The sequence below is a fragment of the Geodermatophilus sp. SYSU D00708 genome (genome assembly GCF_054050115.1).
Map to the genome: position 1 here is coordinate 47,330 of NZ_JBJGYS010000025.1, position 24,215 is coordinate 71,544.

Genomic DNA, 24,215 nt, shown 5'->3' on the forward strand with positions numbered 1-24,215 from the left:
TACGCCGACGGGGCGCCGCCGCACCGCGACCGAGCGACCTGCTCCCAGGGGTGGTTGTCGACTGTCGCCACCTCGATGTCGACACCCCCCGGATACCATGCGGCGGACGAGGAGGTGCACGGTGGACGTCGAGCCCCTGGCCAGCCTGGACCGCAGCACGCTGCGGGAGCGCGCCCTGGAGGTTCTCCGGTCGGCCGTCCTCTCCGGCCGCTACCGCCCCGGCGACCACCTCGGCGAGGTCGAGCTCGCGTCGTCGCTCGGGGTCAGTCGCGGCACCGTGCGCGAGGCCCTGCGCCACCTCCAGCAGGAGGGCCTGGTGACCGCCGGCAACCGGGGGATGCTGCGGGTCAACAGCCTCACCCCCACGGAGGTCCGCGAGCTCTTCCAGGTCCGTGCGGCGCTGGAGGGGCTGGCGGTGCGGGACATCATCGGCTCGCCCCGGCGGGAGGACGCCGTCACCGCGCTCCGGGCGGCCCTCGAGCACCTGTCCGACGAGGAGGACCCGGCCGCGCGGATGGCCGCCGACCTGGCCTTCCACCTGCTGCTGTGCCGGCTGTCGGGCAACTCCATGCTGGTGGAGGCGTGGCAGCGGCTGGAGGGCCGCATGCGGGTCGCCATCCTCAACGGCGCGTCCTGGCAAGCGCCCATGATGGCGCGCGACCGGCACGCCCCGATCGTCGACGCCATCGAGCGCGGCGACGTCGACGCGGCCGTCGAGGTGGTCGACGAGCACATGGCCGCGGCCGCGGAGCACTTCGCCCAGGCCACGTCCGCCTGACCTCCCCGCGCAGGCGGGCAACGTCCGCCTGGCCCTCCCCACCGGCGACGACCGCGCCGGGCTGACCGGCCCCCGACGTCTCCACCGGCGACGGCCGCACCGGGCTGACCGGCCCGACGGCCGCACCGGCTGCCCGGCCCGCGCGCGACCGGCCCCGCCGTCGAGGGCCGCGCGGCTCCGGAGCCTTCCGCCGCGGCTCCTTCTCCGCTCACGCCGGGCCGGCAGGCGCTGCTCGCCAGGGCCCAGAAGTGACTCTTGACACCGTGACACACGCCACCCACACTCGGTCGGGAGTTGACTGTTAACAGTCAACGTAAACGGGGATCACGGCCCATCGCTCACCCGGAGACCACCATGACCGAACGGCACCCACCCGTCCGCGACCCGCACCTCGAGGAGGTCGCCGCCTGGCACCCGATCGAGGGCACCCCGACCAAGAAGAGGGTCGCGGTCGGCTGCTCCGTCGGGGCGACGATCGAGACCTACGACTTCATCGGCTTCGGCATCGCGGCCGCGCTCTACTTCAACACCGCCTTCTTCCCCGCGGACGACCCGCTGTCGGGCACGCTGCTCTCCTTCGCCACCCTGGGCATCGGCTTCGCGGTGCGCCCCCTCGGCGGGATCATCGGCGGCTACCTCGGCGACCGCATCGGCCGCAAGCCGGTCCTCGTCGGCTCCCTGCTGCTCATGGGGATCGCGACGGTGCTCATCGGTTGCCTGCCCACCTACCAGCAGGTCGGCGTCTGGGCCGGGGTCCTGCTGGTCGTCGTCCGGGTCGTGCAGGGCCTCGCGTTCGGCGCGGAGTGGGGCGGGGCCATCCTCATGTGCTTCGAACACGCCCCGTGGCGCAAGAAGGGCCTCTACACCGGCGTCACACAGGCCGGCTTCCCGGTCGGGCTGCTGCTGGCCAACCTCGCCTTCCTGGCCAGCGTCCCGCTGGGCGGGTCGTGGGCCTGGCGGGTGCCGTTCCTGCTCAGCGCCGTCCTGATCGTCGTGGGCATCGTGATCCGGCTGAAGGTCGAGGAGTCGCCCGAGTTCGAGGAGCTCAAGGAAGAGGGCGAGATCTCGAAGAACCCGCTCCTCGAGGTGCTGCGCGACGACTGGCGCAACATCCTGCGCGCCTTCTGCCTGCGGATCACCGAGACCGCCGGCTACGCGGTGTCGGTCACGTTCATGCTGTCCTACGTCGCCGCAGAGGGACTGGCCGACCGCTCGGTCACCCTCACCGCGACGATGATCGCCGCCGGCATCGGCATCTTCGCGACCACGTACTGGGGCGCGCTCACCGACCGCGTCGGGCGGCGCCCGGTGTACCTGCTGGGCACCGCGCTCCACCTGCTGTGGGGCATCCCGCTGTTCCTCGTGGTCAACACCGGCGCGGCCGTGGCGATCGTGATCGCGTTCGTCATCAGCTACGCGGTCCTGCAGAACTGCCTGGCCGGGGTGCAGGGCGCCTGGTTCTCGGAGCTGTTCGCGACCAAGACCCGGACCACCGGCGCGTCGCTGGCCTACCAGATGTCGGCTGTCGTGTCCGGGTTCACCCCGCTCATCACCACCGCGCTCTACGCCGGCTACGGCTGGATCGGCCCGGCGCTGCTGTTCAGCGGCTACGGCCTGCTCGGCCTGGTCGCCGCGCTGCTGACCCGCGAGACCTGGGGGCGGACCGAGCGCGACGAGGTCGCCGCCCTCGAGCGCAGCCTCCGGACGCCGGCTCCGGGCGGGGTCCCCGCGCCCCGCACCCGGGTGGAGGCCACCCGGCCGACGGCCGACTCGGCCACCGACTGACCCGACGACGAGGAGGAACACGTCATGACCTCGCTGACCACCCCACGACCGGCCGGGACCTCGGTCGACCGCACCGAGCGGATCGCCCGCATCCGCCAGGCCGCGTACCGGATCCGCCGCAACGCCCTGGACATGGGGGAGGTGCAGGGCCAGGGCTACATCGGGCAGGCGCTCGGCGTCGCCGACGTCCTCGCCGCCGTCTACACCGACCAGCTGCGGTACCGGCCCGAGGACCCGCACTGGGCCGACCGCGACCGCTTCCTGCTCTCCATCGGCCACTACGCCATCGCCCTCTACGCGGCGCTGGCCGAGGCCGGGACCATCCCGCTGGAGGAGCTGGAGACCTACGGCTCGGACGACTCCCGGCTGCCGATGTCGGGGATGGCCTCCTACACCCCCGGCATGGAGATCTCCGGCGGCTCCCTCGGCCACGGCCTGGCGGTCGCCACCGGGATGGCCCTGGGGCTGCGGCACCTCGGCAACCCCGCCCGGGTGTTCAACCTGCTCTCCGACGGCGAGCTGGACGAGGGCTCGACCTGGGAGGCCGCCATGGCCTGCGCCCACCACGGCCTCGACAACGTCACCGCGATCGTCGACGTCAACGCCCTGCAGGCCGACGGCCCCACGGTCGGCGTCCTGCGGACCGAGCCGGTCACCGAGAAGTGGCAGGCGTTCGGTTGGCACGCCCTGCGCGTGGACGGCAACGACGTCGGCGCGCTCGTCGACGCCCTCGACGAGATCCGGGAGCACCGCGGCTCGCCCTCGGTGCTCATCTGCGACACCCGCATCGGGCGCGGGGTGCCGCTGCTCGAGAACCGGGAGAAGGCCCACTTCATGCGGGTCGAGGAGCACGAGTGGCAGATCGCCCGTGACCAGTTGCAGGAAGGACAGGACCGATGACCAGCACGACCCCCCGGAAGAAGCTGACCACCTCGGCGATGATCGCGTCGTTCGCCGACCCGGGTCAGCGCACCACCAGCGCCCCGTTCGGGCACGCGCTGAACCGGCTGGCCGAGGAGCGGCCCGAGATCGTCGGGCTGTCGGCCGACCTGGCCAAGTACACCGACATGCACGTGTTCCGCGACGCCCACCCGGACCGGTTCTTCCAGATGGGGATGGCCGAGCAGTCGCTGCTCGGGACGGCGGCCGGGTTGGCGGAGGTCGGGCTGGTGCCCTTCGCCTCCACCTACTCGGTGTTCGCGACCCGCCGGGCCTACGACTTCCTCTGCCTGGACATCGCCGAGCCCAACCTGAACGTCAACGTCGTCGGCGCGCTGCCCGGCCTCACCACCGGGTACGGCCCGAGCCACCAGGCCACCGAGGACCTCGCGATCCTCCGCGGCTGCCCCAACCTGACGATCGTCGACCCCTGCGACTCGGTGGACATCGAGCAGGCCGTGCCGGCCCTGGCGGCGGCCCCGGGCCCCACCTACCTGCGGCTGCTCCGCGGCGCGGTGCCCACGGTGCTCGACGAGTACGACTACCGCTTCGAGCTGGGCAAGGCCGCCGAGCTGCGCACCGGTCGGGACGTCGTCCTCATCTCCACCGGCCTGATGACCATGCGGGCGCTGCAGGCGGCGGCCCGCCTCGAGGCCGACTCCGTCGACGTCGCCGTGCTGCACGTCCCGACCATCAAGCCGCTGGACACCGAGGCGATCCTGCGGGCGGCGCGCACCGACCGGCTCGTGGTCACCCTGGAGAACCACACCGTCGTCGGTGGGCTGGCCGAGTCGGTCGCCTCGACGCTGGCGTTCGCCGGCGTGGGCACCCGCGTCGTGCCGATCGCCCTGCCCGACGAGTTCCTCGCCGCCGGCGCCCTGCCCACCCTGCACGACCGCTACGGCCTGTCCACCGACGCCGTCGTCGCCCGGGTCAAGGCCGAGCTCGGCGGCCGCGCGCACGCCCCCTGGGCCGCCGACCCCGCCCCGGCCACCGCCTGACACCCCCACATCCCTGAGATCCCCCGGAGGACCCCCATGACCGTCACCGACAAGACCGCCGTCATCACCGGCGCCGGCTCCAAGCGCGGCATCGGCCGCGCCACCGCCCACGCCCTCGCCGCCGCCGGCTGGAACGTCGCCGTCCTCGACCTGGACGAGGCCAGCGCCAAGGACGCCGCCCACGAGGTCGCCGAGCGCAACGGCGTGCAGGCCGTCGGGATCGGCTGCGACATCACCGACGAGACGTCGGTGGACAACGCGCTGGCCGTCCTCGACGGCGCGCTGCCCCCGGTCGGCGCCCTGGTCAACAACGCCGGCATCACCTCGCCCACGCCGTTCCTCGAGGTCACCGGCGGCGAGTGGGACCGCATCTTCGCCGTGAACGTGCGCGGTGCCTTCAACGTCACCCGGCGCCTGGCACCCGGGATGGCCGAGCGCGGCTTCGGCCGGATCGTGTTCCTCTCCTCGGTGTCGGCGGAGCGGGGCGGCGGCGTCTTCGGCGGGGTGGCCTACTCCGCCGCCAAGGCCGCCGAGCTCGGCTTCACCCGGGCGCTGGCCCGCGAGCTCGGCCCCTCGGGGATCACGGTCAACGCCGTCGCCCCCGGGCTGATCGACACCGACATCACCGGCGGGGCGCTGGAGGGCGAGCGCAAGCAGCAGCTGGTCGCCGGGATCCCGGTGGGCCGCAACGGCCGGGTCGCCGACGTCGCCGACCTGATCACCTACCTGTGCCGGGAGGAGACCGGCTACGTCACCGGGGCCACCTACGACGTCAACGGCGGCTCGCACATCCACTGAGGAAGGGCCTCCCTGCCCCCGCCACTCGCACGCTCGCGGCGGGACCCTGCAGGGAGGCCGACGGCCGGCGACCGGCGGCGGTGTCCCCGCGGACGCACACGGGTGACACCGCCGTCCGGACGTGGTCGAGTACGTACTCCGGTGTCCCGCGGTGTCGCACCCGGGGACCCCCGACCCGACGACAGGCTGTGAGGAACGAGATGTTCGGCAAGGTCCTGGTCGCCAACCGTGGTGAGATCGCCGTCCGGGCGTTCCGCGCCGCCTACGAGCTGGGCATCGGCACGGTCGCCGTCTTCCCCTGGGAGGACCGCAACTCGGTACACCGGCTCAAGGCCGACGAGAGCTACCAGATCGGCGAGGTGGGCCACCCGGTGCGCGCCTACCTGTCGGTCGACGAGGTCGTCGGGGCCGCCCGGCGGGCCGGGGTGGACGCGGTCTATCCCGGCTACGGGTTCCTGTCCGAGAACCCCGATCTCGCCGAGGCCTGCGCGGCGGCGGGAATCACCTTCGTCGGCCCGCCGGCGGACGTGCTGACCCTGACCGGCAACAAGGCGCGGGCGATCGCCGCCGCCCGGGAGGCCGGGCTGCCGGTGCTGGCCTCCACCGAGCCCAGCGCCGACCTCGACACCCTGCTGGCCGCTGCTGACCAGCTGCCGTTCCCGGTGTTCGTCAAGGCCGTGGCCGGCGGCGGCGGGCGCGGCATGCGCCGGGTGGAGGATCCCGCGGAGCTCTCCGCGGCGGTGCAGGCGGCCATGCGCGAGGCCGAGTCGGCGTTCGGCGACCCGACGGTCTTCCTCGAGCAGGCCGTGGTCGACCCGCGGCACATCGAGGTGCAGGTCCTCGCCGACGGCGAGGGCAACGTCGTCCACCTCTTCGAGCGGGACTGCTCGGTGCAGCGCCGCCACCAGAAGGTCATCGAGCTGGCCCCGGCGCCCAACCTCGACCCCGCGCTGCGGGAGCGCATCTGCGCCGACGCGGTCGCCTTCGCCCGCCACATCGGGTACGTCAACGCCGGCACGGTGGAGTTCCTCCTCGACCGCGAGGGCCGGCACGTGTTCATCGAGATGAACCCGCGCATCCAGGTCGAGCACACGGTCACCGAGGAGGTCACCGACGTCGACCTGGTGCAGTCCCAGCTGCGCATCGCGGCGGGGGAGACCCTCACCGACCTGGGCCTGTCCCAGGACACCATCCGGCTGCGCGGCGCGGCCCTGCAGTGCCGGATCACCACCGAGGACCCGGCCAACGGCTTCCGCCCGGACACCGGCCGGATCACCGCCTACCGCTCACCCGGCGGCGCCGGCATCCGGCTGGACGGCGGTTCCTCGCTGGGCGCGGAGGTCGGCGCGCACTTCGACTCGATGTTGGTGAAGCTGACCTGCCGCGGCCGGGACTTCGGCATCGCGGTGGCCCGCGCCCGGCGCGCCGTGGCGGAGTTCCGCATCCGCGGCGTGGCCACCAACATCCCGTTCCTGCAGGCGGTGCTCGACGACGAGGACTTCCGCGCCGGGCGCGTGACGACGTCGTTCATCGAGCAGCGGCCCGAGCTGCTGACGGCCCGCAGCTCCGCCGACCGCGGCACCAAGCTGCTGACCTACCTGGCCGACGTCACGGTCAACCGGCCGCACGGCGAGCGGCCGCACCTGGTCGACCCACTGGAGAAGCTGCCGCCGGTCGACCTGCGCGCCACCCCGCCGGACGGGTCCCGGCAGCGGCTGGTGGCGCTGGGCCCGGAGGGGTTCGCCGCCGAGCTGCGGGCGCAGACGGCGCTCGCGGTCACCGACACCACCTTCCGGGACGCGCACCAGTCGCTGCTGGCCACCCGGGTGCGCACCAAGGACCTGCTGGCCGTCGCCGGGCACGTGGCCCGCACCGCGCCGCAGCTGGTCAGCCTGGAGTGCTGGGGCGGGGCCACCTACGACGTCGCGCTGCGCTTCCTGCACGAGGACCCGTGGGACCGGCTGGCCGCGCTGCGCGAGGCGGTGCCCAACATCTGCCTGCAGATGCTGCTGCGCGGCCGCAACACCGTCGGCTACACCCCCTACCCGGAGGCCGTCACCGACGCCTTCGTGGCCGAGGCGGCGAAGACGGGCATCGACGTGTTCCGCGTGTTCGACGCGCTCAACGACGTCGCCCAGATGCGCCCGGCCATCGACGCGGTCCGGGAGACCGGGACGGCGGTCGCGGAGGTCGCGCTGTGCTACACCGGCGACCTCTCCGACCCGGGCGAGGACCTCTACACGCTCGACTACTACTTGCGGCTGGCCGAGCAGATCGTCGACGCCGGCGCGCACGTCCTCGCGATCAAGGACATGGCCGGCCTGCTCCGCCCGCCGGCCGCCGCGACGCTGGTGACCGCGCTGCGTGAGCGGTTCGACCTGCCGGTGCACCTGCACACCCACGACACCGCCGGCGGCCAGCTGGCCACGCTCCTGGCCGCGTGGCAGGCCGGGGTGGACGCCGTCGACGGCGCGGTCGCCTCCATGGCCGGTACCACCAGCCAGCCGCCCCTGTCGGCCATCGTGGCCGCGACCGACGCCACCGAGCGGGCCACCGGCCTGGACCTGACGGCCGTCAACGACCTGGAGCCCTACTGGGAGGCGGTGCGCCGGATCTACGCGCCGTTCGAGTCCGGCCTGCCCTCGCCGACCGGCCGCGTGTACACCCACGAGATCCCCGGCGGGCAGCTGTCCAACCTGCGCCAGCAGGCCATCGCCCTGGGCCTCGGGCAGCGCTTCGAGGAGGTCGAGGACGCCTACGCCGCCGCCGACCGGCTGCTCGGCCGGCTGGTCAAGGTCACCCCGAGCTCCAAGGTGGTCGGCGACCTGGCGCTGCAGCTGGTGGGCTCGGGTGTCACCGTGGACGACTTCGCCTCCGACCCGGGCAAGTACGACCTGCCCGACTCGGTGATCGGCTTCCTCCGCGGCGAGCTCGGCGACCCGCCCGGCGGCTGGCCCGAGCCGTTCCGCAGCCGCGCCCTGGAGGGCCGCCGGGAGGCCCAGCCGCCCGCCGAGCTGACCGACGACGACCGCGAGGGGCTGGCGAAGGAGCCCCGGGCGACGCTCAACCGGCTGCTGTTCCCCGGCCCGACGAAGGAGTATCTGGCGCACTCCGAGCAGTACGGCGACGTGTCGGTGCTGCCCACCAAGGAGTTCCTCTACGGCCTGCGCACCGGCACCGAGCACGCGGTCGACCTCGAGCCGGGCGTCACCCTGCTGATGGGCGTCGAGGCGGTCTCCGACGCCGACGAGCGCGGCCTGCGCACCGTCATGTGCACCCTCAACGGGCAGCTGCGCCCGGTGAGCGTGCGCGACCGGTCGATCGAGGCCGCGGTGAAGGCCGCCGAGAAGGCCGACCGCAGCGACCCCCGCCAGGTCGCCGCGCCGTTCGCCGGCGTCGTCACCCTGTCGGTCAAGGAGGGCGACACCGTCGAGGCCGGCCAGGGCATCGCCACCATCGAGGCGATGAAGATGGAGGCGGCCATCACCGCTCCTCAGGCCGGCACCGTCTCCCGCGTGGCGATCAGCGAGGTGCAGCAGGTGGAGGGCGGCGACCTGCTCATCGTCCTCGGCTGAGGGGGGGGGGCACGGCTCCCGGGTCCGGGACTCCCAGGCGATCCCCAGGGGAGTCCCAGGCCCGGCCCCGGTCGGGCGCCCAGCATCGGTCCTCCCACCGCGAGAGGACGGAGAACGCATGGCACCCGACCGGGCAGCGACGTACGAGGGGCGGCCCCTGCCGCGACCGCGGGAGGAACTGGTCGACCAGGGGCTCGGCTTCGACGTCGGCACGCTGCTGAGCCGGCGCCGGCTGCTGGCGCTGCTCGGCCTCGGCGCGGCGGGCGCGGGACTGGCCGCGTGCGGCGCGGACGGCGGCGGCCGCGTCGGCATCGAGCTCGGCGTCGGCGGGCGGGACGGTGTCGGCGGGGGAGATCCCCGACGAGACGGCCGGCCCCTACCCGGGCGACGGCTCCAACGGGCCGGACGTGCTCGAGCAGAGCGGCATCGTCCGCAGCGACATCCGCTCCAGCTTCGGGGAGGCCACCGGGACCGCCGAGGGCGTGCCGATGACCCTGGAGCTGACCGTCACCGACCTCGCCAACGGCGGCGTCCCGTTCGAGGGGGTGGCCGTCTACGTCTGGCACTGCACCCGCGAGGGCGGCTACTCGATGTACTCGTCCGGCGTCGAGGACCAGAACTTCCTGCGGGGCGTGCAGGTCGCCGACGCCGACGGGAAGGTCCGCTTCACCAGCATCTTCCCGGCCTGCTACAGCGGGCGGTGGCCGCACGTCCACTTCGAGGTCTACCCCGACCAGGCCTCGATCACCGACTCCACCACGGCGCTGGCCACCTCCCAGGTCGCCCTGCCGCAGGAGGTCTGCGACACGGTGTACGCCCAGCCCGGCTACGAGGCCTCGGTGGGCAACCTCGCCCGGGTCAGCCTGACCAGCGACAACGTGTTCGGCGACGACGGGGGAGCGAGCCAGCTCGGCACGGTCACCGGCGACGTGACCGCCGGGTACACGGTCACCCTCGCCGTCGGCGTGGACACCGGCACGGCCCCCACCGGCGGGCAGCTCGGCGCGGACGGCGCCCCGTCCGGCGCCCCGGGTGGCGCGCCGCCGTCGGGTGCGCCGGGTGGCGCGCCGCCGTCCGGCGGCCCCGGCGGCTCCCCGCCCAGCTGACCCGGCGGGTCGCGAGGACTCGCCGCCCGCCGCCCCGGGTACCGGGGCGGCGGGCTCCGCCGCACCCGGGAGGGACGATGGCCACGCTCAGCCTCTCCGCCGCCGACTTCGCCGACGCCGTCACCGCCGAGGGCATCGTGCTGGTCGACTTCCGCGCCTCGTGGTACCGCCCCAGCCGCTCCTTCGCGCCGGTGTTCGCCGCGGCCGCCGAGCGACACCCCGACCTGGTGTTCGCCACCGTCGACACCGAGACCGAGCGTGAGCTGACCGCGGCGGTGGGCGTGCGGTCGGTGCCCACGCTCATGGTGTTCCGCGACGGCGTCCTGGTGTACGCCGAGCCCGGCTCGCTGCCCGGCGACTCGGTGGACCTGCTCATCGCCACCGTCCGGGACCTCGACATGGCCGCGGTGCGCGAGCAGTTCCCGCACGGGTGACCTCTGGCCGTGGTCCGCCCGCCCGGCGCGGGGCCACGCTCGCCCCGGCGGACACCACCGGCACGCCGCCGGTGCGCCGGGCGAGGAGTGGGAGGAGCCATGGACGCCGGAGGACGCACGGGCCTGGACGAGCCGGCCCGGATGCTGCTGCGGGGCACGGCCCGCTACTGGTGGGTGATGCTGGTCGTCGGGGTGGGCTGGCTGCTCGTCGCGTGGGTCGTGCTCCGGGCCGACGTCGGGTCCCTGGCGGCGGTCGGGGTGCTGCTGGGCATCGTCTTCGTGGCGGCCGGGGTGAACGAGGCCGCGCTGGCGAGCCTGGTGACCGGCGGCTGGAAGGTCCTGCACTACGTGCTGGGGTTCCTCTTCGTCCTGGCCGGGCTGTGGGCGTTCATCCGCCCGGTCAACACGTTCTTCGCGCTGGCCTCGGTGCTCGGCCTGGTGCTGCTGTTCGCCGGGACGTTCGACATCGTCCGCGGCGTCGCCTCCCGGGGGGAGACCCCGTACTGGTGGACCGGCCTGGTCAGCGGGGTGGCGCTGCTGCTGCTCGCGCTGTGGGTGTCCACCGACGACCCGTCGGACACCCTCGCGCGCCGCACCTTCCTCATCCTGTTCTGGGTCGGCGTCATGGCGCTGTTCCGCGGCATCTCGTCGATCATGCTGGCCTTCACGCTGCGGCACGTCGGGCGGACCGCGGCCGACGAGGTCCCCGGCGGCACCGGCAGGATCGACGTGACCGACGTCGTCCCGCCCCAGGAGCGCCGCGCCCCTGCGCCCTCGCCGGAGGTGCCGCGGACCTGACCCGGGCGGCCGGTTACGCCGCTCTCACCAGGGGCAGAGCCCTACGTCCCTGGCCGAGACGAAGCCGTTCCGATACAGTTCCCATCGGGTCGAGACGGCGGCCCGTGGCTCCTCGCGAGCGGACGCGCCGGCCCGGTCGACGGCTGGCCTCCCTCGCCGTCGAGGTGATGATGTCCAGCGAGCCTCCTTCCCCGGCCGGCCCCGGGGCGCCGTTCCGCATCGAGGTGGACCCCGCGGCCGGCCGGGCCGTGCTGTCCGGCCGGCTCGACCGCCGGACCGCCTCCCTGCTCGGCGACGCCGTGTCGGCACTGCTCGCCGGCGGCTGCCCCGAGTGGGTCGTGGACGCCTCCGGGCTGACCGCGGCCGACCACGCGGCCCTGCGGGCGATCGGCGCCGCCTACCGCCGGGCGATCCGGCACGGCCGCCGGCTGACGATCCTCGGGACGTCCCCGGCGTTGCACGCGGCGCTGACGCGGCTCCGGCTGGACCACCACGTGCTGGGCGCCCGCGACCGGTCGCCGGTGCCGATACCGGCCTGAGGGGCCACGTCCCGGTCCGGGGCGCCGAGCCCGCCCCGGGGCCGCCGCGCGGTGGGCCCCGTCACAGGCGCACAGTCGGGCCGTGGACCCGCGACCGCCTGACCAGCAGGGGCACCGGGCCGGCGAGCGGGGGTTCCGCCGCGCCTCCCTGGCGATCTTCCTGGCGGGGATCGCGGTCTTCGCGATGCTCTACCTGCCGCAGGTCCTGCTGCCCGAGCTCACGCGGTCCTTCGGCATCTCGCCGGCGGCCTCGACCCTCGCCGTCTCGGTCGCCACCGCCGGCCTCGCCGCCGGGCTGCTGGTGCTCGGTCCGCTGTCGGACCGGCGCGGGCGGACGACGCTGCTGCAGGGCAGCCTGGCGGCCTCGGCGCTCCTGGCGGCGCTGGTCGCACTCGCGCCGTCCTGGCCGGTGCTGCTGGCGCTGCGCGCACTGCAGGGCTTCGCGCTGGCCGGGCTGCCCGCGGTCGCGGCGGCCTACCTGCGGGAGGAGCTGCACGCCTCGGTCAGCGCGCGGGCGATCGGCCTGTTCGTCAGCGGCAACGCGATCGGCGGGCTGACCGGCCGGCTGCTCGGCGGGCTGCTGGTCGACCTCGGCGGCTGGCGGACGGCGGCCGGCGGCATCGCGGCGCTCGGGGTGGGCTGCGCGGTGGCCGTCCGGCTGCTGCTGCCGCCGTCCCGCCGGTTCGTGCGGGTGCCGCGCTCGGTCCCGGTGGTGCGCCAGCTGCTCGCCGGCTTCACCGACCCGGTGCTGCTGGGCCTCTACGGCCTCGCCGCGCTGCTCATGGGCTCGTTCGTGGCCGTCTACAACGCCGCCACGTTCCGGCTGGAGTCCCCGCCGTACGGGCTGGCCCCCGCCCTCGCCGGCCTGGTCTTCCTCGCCTACCTGCTCGGGTCGGCCAGCTCCGCGGTCGGCGGCGAGCTCGCCGGGCGGTTCGGGCGCCGGCCGGTGGTCCCGGTGGCGGTGGCCGTGATGGCCGGCGGGGTGGCACTGACCCTGGCCGCGCCGCTGGCGTGGTTCGTCGTGGGCCTGTGTGTGCTCACCGTCGGCTTCTTCGCCGCTCACGGCGTGGCCAGCGGCTGGGTGGCGCTGCGGGCGGCGTCGGGCGGCCGGGCGGTCGGTCAGGCCGCCTCGCTGTACTCGTTCTGGTACTACGTCGGCTCGTCGCTGGGCGGCACGCTGGCCGGCCTGGCCTGGGACGGCGGCCGCTGGCCGGCGGTGGTGCTGCTCGCCGGCGGGCTGACCGTGGCCGCGCTGGTCCTCTCCGTCGTCCTCGGTCGCACCGCGACGCTGCAGCCCGATCCCGGCTGACGCAGGACCCTGGTGACCGGCCGGGTGGGCGCCCACCCTGACCCCGTGGCCTTCGACGTGCAGCGGCTGCTGCGGCTGTGGAGCGACCCGCTGCCGGACGACCCCGCGGCCGCGTTCCGGGAGCTCTACGCCGACCCGGTGCGGGTCAACGGAGTGCCGGTGGCCGTCGAGGACCTGGTGACCCGGGCCCGCGCCGTGCAGGGCACCTTCGACCGGCTGCACGCCGACGTGCTGGCGGTGGTGGACGGCGGGGCGCAGGTCGCCGTCGCCTTCCGGATGTCCGGCCGGCAGGTCGGGCCGTGGACGACGACCGCGGGGGTGCTCGAGCCGACCGGCCGCGAGCTCGTGCTGCGGGTGGTCGACGTCCTCACCGTGGACGGCGGGCGGATCACCGAGGTCGTCATGGTCGCCGACGAGCTGGGGGCGCTGACCGCCCTGGACGCCGTCGCGCTGGTGCCGCCGTCCTGACCGGGGACGGCTCCGGCACCGGGGACGGCTCCGGCGCCGGGGACCCCCCCGGCGCCGGAGCCGGCGGTCAGCTCGGGACCGCGGAGGACTCCTCCTCGTCGGCCGCGCGCCGGGCGGGAACGCCGGCCACCGGCTCGTCGTCGGCACGGGCGGACCCGCGCAGCGACGGGTCCTCGACGGCCTCCCCGCGGGCCACCATCCCGGCGACGTCGGACAACGGGATCTCCTTGAGCAGGAACGCCAGCACCAGCGCGATCGCGAAGGCCGGCAGCAGGTAGGCGAACACCGGCGCGAGCGCGTCGGCGTAGGAGTCGACGATCGCGGTGCGCAGCGGCTCGCCGGCAGCCTTCACCGCCTGCGGCACCAGGCTGTCGGGCGAGGTGATCCCCGCCGCCACCGCCTGCTCGGCGTTGGCCTGCAGCGCGCCGCCGAGGTTCTCGGCGAGGCGGCTGGTGAAGATCGTCCCGAAGATCGCCACGCCGAGGGTCGCGCCGACCTCGCGGAAGTAGTTGTTGGTGGCGGTGGCCGAGCCGAGGTCCGACGGCGGGACGGCGTTCTGCGCCACCAGCACCACGATCTGCATGATCAGGCCGAGCCCCAGGCCGATGACGAACAGCATCGCGCAGATGGTGAACAGCGAGGTCTGCCCGGAGAGGCTGGTCATCCACACCATCGCGGCGGCCACGATGAGCACGCCGGCGATCGGGAAGGCCTTGTACCGGCCGGTCTTCGTCGTCGCGATGCCCGAGCCGATCACCGTGATGAACAGACCGCCCATCATCGGCAGCATCAGCAGGCCGGAGTTGGCCGCCGAGGTGCCCGAGGCCATCTGCAGGAACGTCGGCATGAAGGCGATCGCAGAGAACATGCCCAGGCCGACGGCGGCGCCGAGGGCCGTGGTGACGACGAAGGTGCCGTTGCGGAACAGCGACATCGGGATGATCGGCTGCACCGCCCGGTGCTCGACCAGCACGAAGAGGAACGCCGAGACGACGAACGCCGCCATGAGCGCCAGCGTCCACGGGTCGGTCCAGCCCCAGTCGCCGCCGAAGTCGGTGAAGAAGATCAGCGAGGTCGTCGCGGCCGACAGGGTGACGATGCCGGCGTAGTCGACCGGCTCGGTGTTCCGCTTCCGCGGCAGGCTCAGCGCGAACCAGCCGATGAGCAGCGCGGCGACGCCGACCGGCACGTTGATCCAGAAGCACCACTGCCAGCCCAGGCTCGGCGAGTCGGTCAGCCAGCCGCCGACCAGAGGCCCGGCGACGGCGGAGAGGCCGAAGACGGCGCCCAGCGGGCCCATGTACTTGCCGCGCTCCCGGGCGGGGACGACGTCGGCAATGATCGCCTGCGACAGGATCATCATCCCGCCGCCGCCGAGGCCCTGGACCCCGCGCCAGATCACGAACCAGGTGAAGTCCGGCGACAGCGCCGCCCCCGCGCTGGCCACGGTGAACAGGCCGATGGCGAGCAGGAAGAGGGTCCGGCGGCCCCACAGGTCGCCGAACTTGCCGTAGATCGGCATGACCAGCGTGCTGGCCAGCAGGTAGGCGGTGGTCACCCAGGCCATGTGCGAGACGCCGCCGAGGTCGCCGACGATCGTGGGCATCGCCGTGGAGACGATCGTCTGGTCGAGGCTCGAGACGAGCATGCCGGCGACGAGGGCCGAGAAGATGAGGTTGATCCGGCGCCGGGTCAGGACGATCGGCGCCGAGTCGGTGGTCGGGGTGGTCAACGTGCTCCCTGCTCCGGTGCTGGTGCCGAGTCCGTCGGCGCGGTGTGCAGGGCGGCGAGGAAGGCGGTCCTCGTCGCCTGGAGTGCGTCGTGCAGCGGGGTGCCGTCGTCGGCGTCGAACCAGGCGCGGGCCGCCGTCCGCACGAGGGCCTGCGCGGCCGCCGCCGTCGCCGTGCAGCCGGTGTCGGGCGCGGCCAGCCCGCGCCGGCGGGCCAGCAGGCCGGCGATCTCCCGCTCGGAGGAGACCTCCCGCGCGATGTGGGCGGCCAGCAGCCGCGGCTCCCGCTCGGCGAGGGCGATGACGGTCTGCAGGCCGGCGCGGCCCACCTCGTCGAACTGCGGCGTCGGGTCGAGCAGGTCCAGGAGGTCGGCCAGCAGGTCCCCGGTGGGGCCGCCGGCGACGAAGGCGGCCCGGCCCTCCGGCGTCCCGACCTGCGGCTGGGGGCCGAGGACCGCCTGCTCCTTCGACTCGAAGTAGTTGAAGAAGGTCCGCAGGGAGACGCCGGCGCGGCCGCAGACCTGCTCGACCGTCACGCCGTCCAGGCCGTGGGTGAGCACCAGCTCCCGGGCCGCCTCGGTCAGCCGGCGCCGGGTGTCGGCCTTCTTGCGCTCCCGCAGCCCGCCCTCATCCTGCACGCCGTGCAGCTTTGCACACCGTGCACGAAAACGCCGGCGCCTGTGGGCGAGTCCACAGGCGCCGGATCAGTCCTCCAGGACCCAGACGGCGCTGTTCGGCGGCAGCACGACGCTGTCGCCCGACTGCCGGACGCCGGTCGTCGAGGCCAGCAGCACGCTGCCCGGGCAGGCCGTGAGCGCCGACTCGGCACCCATGTTGACCACGCACCGCACGGTCTCGCCGGACCCGGTGCTGCGCACGGTCAGGACGTCGCCCTGCGTGGTGACCGTCGCCTCGCCGGAGCCGAACGCGGGGTGGGCCTTGCGCAGGGCCAGCGCCCGCCGGTGCAGTGTGAGCGCCGATCCGCCCTGGCCGGCCTGCAGTGACACCGCGTGCCGGCGCCAGTCCCGGGGGATGGGCAGCCACGGCTCGGCGGCGCCCCCGGCGGAGAACCCGACCCCGGGGGTGGTGTTCCACGGCATCGGGACGCGGCAGCCGTCCCGCCCGGCCCGGGCGCCGCCGCTGCGGAAGAAGATCGGGTCGCGCTTGGCCTCGTCCGGGACGACCGCCTGCGGCAGGCCCAGCTCGTCCCCGGCGTAGAGGTAGGCCGACCCGGGCAGGGCCAGCAGCAGCAGGGCCGCGGCGCGGGCGCGGGTGCGGCCGATCGTCCCGCCGCCGAAACGGGTGACCTGGCGGTCCTTGTCGTGGTTGCCCAGGACCCAGGAGACCGGCGCGCCGACCCCGCCGAACGCGTCGAGCGCGGAGGTGATCGCCTCGGCGAACGACCCGGTGTCCCACGGCGACTTGAGCAGCCGGAAGGACAGCGACTGGTGCATCTCGTCGGGCCGCGAGTACAGCGCGACCTGCTCGAGGTCGGCCAGGCAGACCTCGCCGACCAGCATGGTCTCCGGGTACTCGTCGCAGATGGCCCGCCAGCGCCGCCACACGTCGTGCACCTCGGGCTGGTTCCAGGTCATGGCCTGCTCGGGGCCGTGGCCGAACAGCGTGGGGGAGTAGGCCCCGGGGTTGTCCCGCAGCTGCGCGTCCTTGAACAGCCCGTAGGCCACGTCCACCCGGAAGCCGCTGACCCCGCGGTCCAGCCAGAACCGCAGCGTCTCCTCGAAGTCGGCGGCGACGGCCGGGTCGCGCCAGTTGAGGTCGGGCTGCTCGGGGGCGAACAGGTGCAGGTACCAGCGCCCGTCCGGGGTGCGCGACCAGGCCGGCCCGCCGAAGAGCGACTGCCAGTTGTTCGGCGGCTCCTCCGACGGCGGCGCGAAGTGGTAGCGGCCGGCCTCGGGGCAGTCCGGGTCGGCGAGCGCCGCCTGGAACCACCGGTGCCGGTCGGAGGTGTGGTTGGGGACGACGTCGAGCACGACCCGCAGGCCCAGCCGGCGGGCGTCGGCCACCACGGCCTCGAGGTCGGACACGTCGCCGTAGTCGGGGTCCACCGCCCGGTAGTCGACGACGTCGTAGCCGCCGTCGGCACCCCCGGAGGGGTAGTGCGGGTTGATCCAGACCGCGTCCACGCCGAGCCAGGCCAGGTAGGGCAGTCGCTGGCGCAGGCCCCGCAGGTCGCCGATCCCGTCGCCGTCGCTGTCGGCGAAGGAGCGCAGGTACACCTGGTAGACGACCGCGTCCCGCCACCACGGGGCGGGGGCCGATGCGGGGGCGACCCGGGGCTGGGGTGCGGTCCGCGCGAGGGAGAGGCGGCGTGCCATGACCGCACTATCGGCTTCCGCCCCCCGGGAACTGTGCGTCAGGTCCCACGAAGTGGTGAGGCTCCGCTGGCAGGTGTCGCCAACCGCCCAGGTCGGCTGTGACGGCTGTGACCAGGGGGATCATCCGGTTCGGAGCGGGGTAAACACCGGGCGGCCCGCGAGGCACGCACCCGACGGAGGACGCGCGATGGAACCCGATCCCCGACCCGGTGAAGAGGACGTCGACCGCGACGACGCCGAGGCGCTGACGAGGGCGCAGGGCGGTGGGGACAGCGACGCCCCGGACGCCGGCAGCACGACGGGCACGGGTGCGGCCGGCGGCTTCGTCGGCCGCGTCGCGGGCGGCGACGACCCCGGGGACGCCGGTGAGAGCGGCGCCGAGCGGCGGGCGGCCGCGGGGCAGGACTGACTACTCGCGGGCGCCGCCTAGTCGCGGGGGCGCCGCCGGATCCTCGATCCGAGCCAGGTCAGCGGGTCGTACTTGCGGTCCACCACGCGCTCCTTGAGCGGGATGATCCCGTTGTCGGTGAGGTGGATGCCCTCGGGGCAGACCTCGCTGCAGCACTTGGTGATGTTGCAGTAGCCCAGGCCGAACTCCTCCTGCGCGGCGTTGCGGCGGTCGCGCACGTCCAGCGGGTGCATGTCCAGCTCGGCCAGCCGGATGAGGAACCGCGGCCCGGCGAAGGCGCGCTTGTTCTCCTCGTGGTCGCGGATGACGTGGCAGGTGTCCTGGCACAGCCAGCACTCGATGCACTTGCGGAACTCCTGCGGGCGCTCGACGTCCACCTGCTGCATGCGGTGGTTGCCGTCGGGGTCGCGGGGCCGAGGGGTGAACGCCGGGATCTGCGCGGCCTTCTCGTAGTTGTAGGACACGTCGGTGACCAGGTCGCGGATCACCGGGAAGGTCCGCAGCGGGGTGACGGTGACCGTCTCGTCCTCGGCGAAGGTGCTCATCCGGGTCAGGCACATCAGCCGCGGGCGGCCGTTGACCTCGGCGCTGCACGACCCGCACTTGCCGGCCTTGCAGTTCCACCGGACGGCGAGGTCCCCGGCCTGGGTCGCCTGCAGCCGGTGGATGACGTCGAGGACCACCTCGCCCTCGTTGACCGGCACGGTGAAGGTCTGCAGCTCCCCGCCGGAGGCGTCGCCGCGCCAGACCCGGAAGGTGGCGTCGTAGCCGCCGCTGCTCTGCTGCCCGCCCTCGTCGATCGCGCGGACGCTGGGCTCGGCCGTCTCCGTCACGGCTGCTCCTCGAAGATCTCGGCGAGCTCGGGCGGCATCTCCGGCAGCGCCTGCCGGGTCACGGTCACCCCGCCGTCCGGCGTCCGGGTGCACACGAGGTTGGTCCGCGCCCACTCGGCGTCGGCGGCGGGGAAGTCGTCGCGGGTGTGCCCGCCGCGGCTCTCCTCGCGCGCCAGCGCCGCCCGCGCGATGCACTCGCTGACCACCAGCATGTGCGGCAGGTCCAGGGCGATGTGCCAGCCCGGGTTGTACTGGCGGTGGCCCTCCACGGAGAGCGCGGCGACCCGCTGTTTCAGCGCCGCGATCCGCTCCAGCGCCTGCTCCATCTCCGGCGCGGTGCGGATGATCCCGACCAGGTCGTGCATCGTCTGCTGCAGCTCCTGCTGCACCGTGTAGGCGTTCTCCCCGCCCTCCCGCTCGAAGGGCGCGAGCGCCGCGGTGGCCGCGTCGGCCAGCGCCGCGTCGGCCAGTTGCACCAGGCCGGCCCGCTTGTGCGCGTGCTCGGCGGCGGCCACCCCGGCGCGCCGGCCGAACACCAGCAGGTCCGACAGCGAGTTCCCGCCCAGCCGGTTCGAGCCGTGCATGCCGCCGGCGACCTCGCCGGCCGCGAACAGGCCCGGGACCCGGGCGGCCGCGGTGTCGGGGTCGACCTCCACCCCGCCCATCACGTAGTGGCAGGTGGGTCCGACCTCCATCGCCTCGGCGGTGATGTCGACGTCGGCCAGCTCCTTGAACTGGTGGTACATCGACGGCAGCCGCCGGCGGATGTAGTCGGCCGAGCGGCGCGAGGCGATGTCGAGGAAGACGCCGCCGTGCGGGGACCCGCGGCCGGCCTTGACCTCGCTGTTGATCGCGCGGGCCACCTCGTCGCGGGGCAGCAGCTCCGGCGGTCGGCGGTTGTTCTTCTTGTCCTCGTACCAGCGGTCCGCCTCGTCCTCGGTCTCGGCGGTCTCCTTGCGGAAGAAGTCGGGGATGTAGTCGAACATGAAGCGGTTGCCCGAGCTGTTCTTCAGCACGCCGCCGTCGCCGCGGACGCTCTCGGTCACCAGGATCCCGCGCACCGACGGCGGCCAGACCATGCCGGTCGGGTGGAACTGGACGAACTCCATGTTGACCAGCGAGGCGCCGGCCTGCAGTGCCAGGGAGTGGCCGTCGCCGGTGTACTCCCAGGAGTTCGAGGTGACCTTGTACGCCTTGCCGATCCCGCCGGTGGCCAGCACCACCGAGGGCGCCTGCCAGGCGACGAAGCGGCCGGACTCCCGCCAGTAGCCGAACGCGCCGGTGACGCCGTCGGGGTCGGTGAGCAGCCGGGTGACCGTGCACTCCATGTAGACGTCGATGCCGAGCGCGACGGTGCGCTGCTGCAGCGTGCGGATCAACTCGAGCCCCGTGCGGTCGCCGACGTGGGCCAGGCGGGCGTACCGGTGACCGCCGAAGTCGCGCTGGCTGATCAGTCCGTCGGGGGTGCGGTCGAACAGCGCGCCCCAGTCCTCGAGCTCGTGCACCCGGTCGGGCGCCTCCTGCGCGTGCAACTGGGCCATGCGCCAGTGGTTGAGCATCTTCCCGCCGCGCATGGTGTCCCGGAAGTGCACCCGCCAGTTGTCGTCGGGCCAGGCATTGCCCATGGCCGCAGCGATCCCGCCCTCGGCCATCACCGTGTGCGCCTTGCCCAGCAGGGACTTGCAGACCACGGCGGTCCGCGCGCCCTCCTCGTGGGCGGCGATGGCGGCCCGCAGCCCGGCCCCGCCGGCGCCCACGACGACGACGTCGTAGTCGTGCCTCTCGAGCTCCATCAGAAGAACCTCAGATCCGAGATCGTGCCGGTGGCGAGGAGGAAGACGTAGAAGTCGGCGAAGGCGACGCCGAACAGCGAGATCCACGCGTACTTCATGTGGTTGCCGTTGAGCCGCGAGACGAGCGTCCAGGCGCGGTACCGCAGCGGGTGCCGGGAGAAGGAGTTGAGCCGGCCGCCCACGACGTGCCGGCAGGAGTGGCAGGACAGCGAGTACAGCCACAGCAGGGCGGCGTTGGCCAGCAGCACCAGCGTGCCCAGGCCCATGTGCCCCCAGGCGCCGGTCTCGTCCCGGAAGGCCAGGACGGCGTCGTAGGTGAGGACGACGTTGAACAGCAGGCCCAGGTAGAAGAAGTACCGGTGCACGTTCTGCGCGACCAGCGGGAAGCGGGTCTCGCCGGTGTAGCGCCGGTGCGGCTCGGCGACCGCGCAGGCCGGCGGGGAGAGCCAGAACGAGCGGTAGTAGGCCTTCCGGTAGTAGTAGCAGGTCAGCCGGAAGCCCAGCGGGACGACGAGGATGTAGATCGCCGGCGAGATCCACGACGGCCCGGTGAACAGCTCGGGGAACGTGTCGCCCTCGCAGCCGGTGGTGATGCACGGCGAGTAGAAGGGCGAGATGTAGGGCTCGCTGAAGTAGTACGCGTTCTGGAAGGCGCGGAAGGTCGAGTAGACGAAGAACAGCAGCAGCGCGACGACGGTGATCGCCGGTTGCACCCACCAGCGGTCGGTGCGCAGCGTCCGGGCCGCGATCGACGCGCGGCGCGGAGCCGGTCCGCCGTTGCCGTTCCCCGGGCTCACCGACCCGGTGCCGCGGGGCGCGGTGGCGGTCACGGCGCCGTGTGGTCCGACCCGGCGCCCGCCCGCGCGGCGGTGCGCCTGCGCTCCCCGACCTCGATCGGCTCCCCGACCTCGAGCTGCTCCAGGGACATCGCTGCCTCCAGGTGCTGGTGGCCCGCCGGCGCGGCGGTGGAGCGCAGTCGACCACGGACGCGCTGCCGGGGGAAGGGCTTTGTCGGCGTCCGTCGTCGGTGCTGGTGCTCAGCCCAGCCGCCGCCAGGTGCGGCCGTGCCGGGCGATGAGCGCGGCCGCCTCGGGCGGGCCCCACGTGGCCGCCTGGTAGAGCGGGATGGGTTGCGGGTCGGCCTCCCAGTACCGCAGCACCGGGTCGACGATCCGCCACGACCGGCCCACCTCGTCGGCGCGGGTGAACAGGGTCGGGTCGCCGATCAGGGCATCGAGGATGACCCGCTCGTAGGCGTCCGGGGACTGCTCCTCGAAGCTCTCGTAGGAGAAGTCCATGGACGCCTTCTGCACCCGGAACGCGTGCCCGGGCACCTTCGCCCCGAACCGGAGGCTGAGCCCCTCGTCGGGCTGCACGCGGACGACGAGCGCGTCGGGCTCCAGATGCGCGGCGGTCCCCGGGAACAGCGGCAGCTGCGGGGGCCGGCGGAACTCGATGGCGACCTCGGTGACCCGTGCGGGCAGCCGCTTGCCGGTCCGCACGAAGACCGGCACGCCCGTCCACCGCCAGTTGTCGATGTCCAGCCGCAGCGCGACGAAGGTCTCCGTCGAGCTCAGCGGGTCCACGCCCGGCTCGTCCCGGTACCCGGGCATCAGGTCCTCGCGGGTGCCCCCGCGGGTGTACTGGCCGCGCACCGCGTTGGCGGCGATGTCGGCCGGGTCCTCCAGCGGCCGGATGGCGCGCAGCAGTTTCACCTTCTCGTCCCGGATCGCCTCCGCGCGGAAGGAGGTCGGGGGCTCCATGAGGAACAGGGAGAGGACCTGCAGGACGTGGTTCTGGACGATGTCGCGCATCGCCCCGGCCGTCTCGTAGAAGCCGCCGCGGCTGCCGACGCCGATCGTCTCGGCGACGGTGATCTGCACGTCGTCCACCCAGGTCCGGTTCCAGATCGGCTCGAACACGGAGTTGGCGAACCGCAGCGCGAGCAGGTTCTGCACCGTCTCCTTGGCCAGGTAGTGGTCGATGCGGAAGATCTGCTCCTCGTCGAACGCCGACGTCAGGTCCGCGTACAGCGCCCGGGCGCTGTCCTCGTCCCAGCCGAACGGCTTCTCGATCACCGCGCGGACGAAGTCGCCGTCCGCGGGCCGGCTCAGCCCCGCCTTGCCGAGGCTGGTCGCGATCGGGCCGAACAGCCGCGGGGGAGTGGCGAAGTAGTACACCCGGTTGCCCGCGGTGCCGCTGTCGCGGTCGCACGAGCCGAGCACCTCCGCCAGCCGGGCGTGGGTCGCGGGGTCGTCGTAGTCGCCGGCGACGTACCGGGCGCCGGCCGTAAGCGCGGCCCAGCGGGCGTTGCCCTCCCCGGGGGCCCGCTCACGGCAGTACGCCCGGAACTGCTCGTCGTCCATCGGCGTCCGGGCGACGCCGACCAGGGACACCTCCGCCGGGAGGGCGCCGTACCGGGCGAGCTGTTCGACCGCCGGCAGGAGCTTGCGCGCGGTCAGGTCGCCCGAGGCGCCGAAGATGACCAGTGCACAGGGCGGTGACCGCCGGTCGGAGTCGGTCGTCATGGGTGGGGCACCCCCTCCGCGGGGCCGGCGGGGACGGTGCCCGTCGCGCCGGGATGGGGCCGTTTCTACTCCCGGCGCAGGGGGTGCGGAAGGACGGCGGGCTGCTGGGGCGGGGTGTTCGGCATAGCATCCCTGCCCGTGAGGCCCTTCCTGCTGCTGGCCTCACGGGCCGAGGACGTCGCCGCGGACGAGGAGTACGCGGCGGTGCTGCGCCTGACGGGGCTCTCCGAGGGGCAGCTGCGGCGCATCCGCGTGGAGGCCGGTCCGCTGCCGGAGCTCGACCTCGACGACTACGCCGGGATCGTCCTCGGCGGCGGGCCGTTCAACTCCAGCGACCCGGCCGAGGGAAAGTCCGACGTCCAGCGCCGGGTCGAGGCCGAGCTCGCCGCGCTGCTCGACCAGGTCGTCGCCCGGGACCTGCCCTTCCTCGGCGCCTGCTACGGCGTCGGGACGCTCGGCGTGCACCAGGGCGGCGTGGTCGACCGGACCTACGGCGAGCCGATCTCCTGCGTGCCAATCGAGCTGACCCCCGCCGGGCGCGCCGACCCGCTCCTGGCCGGGGTGCCGGACGTCTTCGACGCGCTGGTCGGGCACAAGGAGGCCTGCCGTGTGCTGCCGCCGTCCGCGGTGCTGCTGGCCACCTCGGCGACGTGCCCGGTGCAGATGTTCCGGGTGAAGAACAACGTCTACGCGACCCAGTTCCACCCCGAGCTCGACGTCGCCGGCATCGTCACCCGGGTGCGGGTCTACCAGCACGCGGGCTACTTCCCGCCGTCGGAGATGGACGAGCTCATCGCCCGCCTCTCGCTGGCGGTGGTGAACGAGCCGGGCCGGATCCTGGCCAACTTCGTCGCGCGGTACGCCTGACGACAGCCGAGGCATCGCAGCGCGAGGAACCAGGGAGGAGCCGACCGCGGCGCGGAGTCAGCACCGCGTGCCCACGACCGACAGCAGCAACGCGACGGGCACCTGACCCACCGGCCGCACGCCGACCGGCGCCGCCTCCCTGCGGAGGCGGCGCCGGTCGCGTGTGGGCCCCGTGGATCGACCAGGGGTG

General features: G+C 73.9%; 21 protein-coding genes. 14 read left to right on the plus strand and 7 right to left on the minus strand.

All coding sequences use genetic code 11. From position 1 onward, the window contains the following. The first annotated feature begins 121 nt into the window (after positions 1–121). The 12 genes from ACI79D_RS19120 to ACI79D_RS19175 all read left to right on the plus strand — a co-directional run bounded on the left by ACI79D_RS19120 (position 122) and on the right by ACI79D_RS19175 (position 13,530). On the plus strand, positions 122–778 hold the full coding sequence (locus ACI79D_RS19120) for a GntR family transcriptional regulator (RefSeq protein WP_456920057.1): 657 nt from the start codon (positions 122–124) through the stop codon (positions 776–778). 354 nt (positions 779–1,132) lie between these two features. After that, positions 1,133–2,563 (plus strand): MFS transporter, encoded by a 1,431-nt coding sequence (locus ACI79D_RS19125; protein WP_456920058.1) that lies wholly within the window; start codon positions 1,133–1,135, stop codon positions 2,561–2,563. 24 nt (positions 2,564–2,587) lie between these two features. Next, a complete protein-coding gene (locus ACI79D_RS19130) occupies positions 2,588–3,463 on the plus strand; it encodes a transketolase (protein ID WP_456920059.1) in 876 nt (291 codons plus the stop codon). Further along, positions 3,460–4,503, plus strand: a complete 1,044-nt coding sequence (locus ACI79D_RS19135; protein ID WP_456920060.1) for a transketolase family protein — start codon at positions 3,460–3,462, stop codon at positions 4,501–4,503. The genes ACI79D_RS19130 and ACI79D_RS19135 overlap by 4 nt, the downstream gene beginning before the upstream one ends. 36 nt (positions 4,504–4,539) lie before the next feature. Beyond that, positions 4,540–5,301, plus strand: coding sequence for an SDR family NAD(P)-dependent oxidoreductase (locus tag ACI79D_RS19140; RefSeq protein WP_456920061.1), 762 nt, complete (start codon positions 4,540–4,542; stop codon positions 5,299–5,301). 188 nt (positions 5,302–5,489) lie between these two features. Continuing rightward, entirely contained in the window at positions 5,490–8,876 is a 3,387-nt protein-coding gene (locus ACI79D_RS19145) for a pyruvate carboxylase (protein WP_456920062.1), read from the plus strand. A 338-nt stretch (positions 8,877–9,214) separates the two neighbouring features. Continuing rightward, positions 9,215–9,982: an intradiol ring-cleavage dioxygenase gene (locus ACI79D_RS19150; protein ID WP_456920063.1), complete on the plus strand. Its 768-nt coding sequence runs from the start codon at positions 9,215–9,217 to the stop codon at positions 9,980–9,982. 77 nt (positions 9,983–10,059) lie between these two features. Then, positions 10,060–10,416: a thioredoxin family protein gene (locus ACI79D_RS19155; RefSeq protein WP_456920064.1), complete on the plus strand. Its 357-nt coding sequence runs from the start codon at positions 10,060–10,062 to the stop codon at positions 10,414–10,416. A 99-nt stretch (positions 10,417–10,515) separates the two neighbouring features. Continuing rightward, a complete protein-coding gene (locus tag ACI79D_RS19160) occupies positions 10,516–11,214 on the plus strand; it encodes an HdeD family acid-resistance protein (RefSeq protein ID WP_456920065.1) in 699 nt (232 codons plus the stop codon). Positions 11,215–11,318: 104 nt separating this feature from the next. After that, positions 11,319–11,753 carry an STAS domain-containing protein gene (locus tag ACI79D_RS19165; protein ID WP_456920066.1) on the plus strand — a complete coding sequence of 145 codons (435 nt, stop codon included), beginning with the start codon at positions 11,319–11,321 and terminating at the stop codon, positions 11,751–11,753. Positions 11,754–11,835: 82 nt separating this feature from the next. Continuing rightward, complete coding sequence (locus tag ACI79D_RS19170; protein WP_456920067.1) at positions 11,836–13,062, plus strand: MFS transporter; 1,227 nt, start codon at positions 11,836–11,838, stop codon at positions 13,060–13,062. A 45-nt stretch (positions 13,063–13,107) separates the two neighbouring features. Further along, on the plus strand, positions 13,108–13,530 hold the full coding sequence (locus ACI79D_RS19175; RefSeq protein ID WP_456920068.1) for an ester cyclase: 423 nt from the start codon (positions 13,108–13,110) through the stop codon (positions 13,528–13,530). A gap of 67 nt (positions 13,531–13,597) precedes the next feature. Here ACI79D_RS19175 and ACI79D_RS19180 read toward each other — a convergent pair whose 3' ends face one another. The 3 genes from ACI79D_RS19180 to ACI79D_RS19190 all read right to left on the minus strand — a co-directional run bounded on the left by ACI79D_RS19180 (position 13,598) and on the right by ACI79D_RS19190 (position 17,595). Then, positions 13,598–15,262 (minus strand): MDR family MFS transporter, encoded by a 1,665-nt coding sequence (locus tag ACI79D_RS19180; RefSeq protein ID WP_456920069.1) that lies wholly within the window; start codon positions 15,260–15,262, stop codon positions 13,598–13,600. Continuing rightward, positions 15,259–15,897 (minus strand): TetR/AcrR family transcriptional regulator, encoded by a 639-nt coding sequence (locus ACI79D_RS19185; protein WP_456920070.1) that lies wholly within the window; start codon positions 15,895–15,897, stop codon positions 15,259–15,261. The genes ACI79D_RS19180 and ACI79D_RS19185 overlap by 4 nt, the downstream gene beginning before the upstream one ends. A 66-nt stretch (positions 15,898–15,963) precedes the next feature. Further along, positions 15,964–17,595, minus strand: coding sequence for a glycoside hydrolase family 13 protein (locus tag ACI79D_RS19190; protein WP_456920071.1), 1,632 nt, complete (start codon positions 17,593–17,595; stop codon positions 15,964–15,966). Positions 17,596–17,782: 187 nt separating this feature from the next. Between ACI79D_RS19190 and ACI79D_RS19195 the strand changes: the two genes are divergently transcribed. Continuing rightward, a complete protein-coding gene (locus ACI79D_RS19195) occupies positions 17,783–18,004 on the plus strand; it encodes a hypothetical protein (protein ID WP_456920072.1) in 222 nt (73 codons plus the stop codon). A gap of 17 nt (positions 18,005–18,021) precedes the next feature. On the opposite strand, the gene ACI79D_RS19200 is transcribed toward ACI79D_RS19195, so the two are convergent. The 4 genes from ACI79D_RS19200 to zwf all read right to left on the minus strand — a co-directional run bounded on the left by ACI79D_RS19200 (position 18,022) and on the right by zwf (position 23,158). Then, complete coding sequence (locus ACI79D_RS19200) at positions 18,022–18,837, minus strand: succinate dehydrogenase/fumarate reductase iron-sulfur subunit (RefSeq protein WP_456920073.1); 816 nt, start codon at positions 18,835–18,837, stop codon at positions 18,022–18,024. Further along, complete coding sequence (locus tag ACI79D_RS19205) at positions 18,834–20,630, minus strand: fumarate reductase/succinate dehydrogenase flavoprotein subunit (RefSeq protein ID WP_456920074.1); 1,797 nt, start codon at positions 20,628–20,630, stop codon at positions 18,834–18,836. Before ACI79D_RS19205 ends, ACI79D_RS19200 begins: the two co-directional genes overlap by 4 nt. Beyond that, positions 20,630–21,460 (minus strand): hypothetical protein, encoded by an 831-nt coding sequence (locus tag ACI79D_RS19210; RefSeq protein WP_456920075.1) that lies wholly within the window; start codon positions 21,458–21,460, stop codon positions 20,630–20,632. The genes ACI79D_RS19205 and ACI79D_RS19210 overlap by 1 nt, the downstream gene beginning before the upstream one ends. Positions 21,461–21,667: 207 nt before the next feature. Beyond that, the gene (gene zwf, locus ACI79D_RS19215; protein ID WP_456920076.1) at positions 21,668–23,158 is read right to left on the minus strand and encodes a glucose-6-phosphate dehydrogenase; all 1,491 of its coding nucleotides are present in this window, start codon (positions 23,156–23,158) and stop codon (positions 21,668–21,670) included. A gap of 138 nt (positions 23,159–23,296) precedes the next feature. On the opposite strand from zwf, the gene ACI79D_RS19220 reads away from it, so the two are divergent. After that, the gene (locus tag ACI79D_RS19220) at positions 23,297–24,025 is read left to right on the plus strand and encodes a glutamine amidotransferase (RefSeq protein WP_456920077.1); all 729 of its coding nucleotides are present in this window, start codon (positions 23,297–23,299) and stop codon (positions 24,023–24,025) included. Positions 24,026–24,215 lie beyond the last annotated feature (190 nt).

Excerpts from the sequence above, each read along its gene's own strand:
- ACI79D_RS19125 (WP_456920058.1), top strand. The coding sequence starts at position 1,133 with ATGACCGAACGGCACCCACCCGTCCGCGACCCGCACCTCGAGGAGGTC.
- ACI79D_RS19130 (WP_456920059.1), top strand. The coding sequence starts at position 2,588 with ATGACCTCGCTGACCACCCCACGACCGGCCGGGACCTCGGTCGACCGC.
- ACI79D_RS19135 (WP_456920060.1), top strand. The coding sequence starts at position 3,460 with ATGACCAGCACGACCCCCCGGAAGAAGCTGACCACCTCGGCGATGATC.
- ACI79D_RS19140 (WP_456920061.1), top strand. The coding sequence starts at position 4,540 with ATGACCGTCACCGACAAGACCGCCGTCATCACCGGCGCCGGCTCCAAG.
- ACI79D_RS19155 (WP_456920064.1), top strand. The coding sequence starts at position 10,060 with ATGGCCACGCTCAGCCTCTCCGCCGCCGACTTCGCCGACGCCGTCACC.
- ACI79D_RS19160 (WP_456920065.1), top strand. The coding sequence starts at position 10,516 with ATGGACGCCGGAGGACGCACGGGCCTGGACGAGCCGGCCCGGATGCTG.
- ACI79D_RS19190 (WP_456920071.1), bottom strand. The coding sequence starts at position 17,595 with ATGGCACGCCGCCTCTCCCTCGCGCGGACCGCACCCCAGCCCCGGGTC.
- ACI79D_RS19195 (WP_456920072.1), top strand. The coding sequence starts at position 17,783 with ATGGAACCCGATCCCCGACCCGGTGAAGAGGACGTCGACCGCGACGAC.
- ACI79D_RS19205 (WP_456920074.1), bottom strand. The coding sequence starts at position 20,630 with ATGGAGCTCGAGAGGCACGACTACGACGTCGTCGTCGTGGGCGCCGGC.
- zwf (WP_456920076.1), bottom strand. The coding sequence starts at position 23,158 with ATGACGACCGACTCCGACCGGCGGTCACCGCCCTGTGCACTGGTCATC.